Source organism: Myxococcus llanfairpwllgwyngyllgogerychwyrndrobwllllantysiliogogogochensis, assembly GCF_006636215.1.
GTDB lineage: Bacteria > Myxococcota > Myxococcia > Myxococcales > Myxococcaceae > Myxococcus > Myxococcus llanfairpwllgwyngyllgogerychwyrndrobwllllantysiliogogogochensis.
In genome coordinates this window covers 1-395 of the sequence record NZ_VIFM01000958.1, presented here as the reverse complement: position 1 = coordinate 395, position 395 = coordinate 1, and the positions used below count along the sequence as shown (strand labels likewise).

The 395-nt window shown below is 50.4% G+C and carries 1 protein-coding gene; it reads left to right on the top strand.

Going from position 1 to position 395, the window contains the following annotated elements; translation table 11 throughout:
* Positions 1–395 (top strand): transporter substrate-binding domain-containing protein (locus FJV41_RS56450; protein ID WP_141649695.1); only part of this gene is annotated, 395 nt, incomplete at both ends.

Genomic DNA, 395 nt, shown 5'->3' with positions numbered 1-395 from the left:
CGTTCGAATTTAAGCAAGGCGATAAGTATGTGGGTTTTGACGTTGACCTGTGGGCGGCTATCGCCAAAGAGCTGAAGCTCGACTACACCCTGAAGCCAATGGACTTCAGCGGCATTATCCCGGCGCTGCAAACCAAAAATATCGATCTGGCGCTGGCGGGGATCACCATTACCGACGAGCGTAAAAAAGCGATCGACTTCTCCGACGGCTACTATAAAAGCGGCCTGCTGGTGATGGTCAACGCTAATAATAACGACATCAAAGATGTCAAAGATCTGAACGGTAAAGTGGTCGCGGTGAAGAGCGGCACCGGCTCCGTTGACTACGCGAAAGCCAATATCAAAACCAAAGATCTGCGTCAGTTCCCGAACATCGATAACGCCTATATCTGTCTC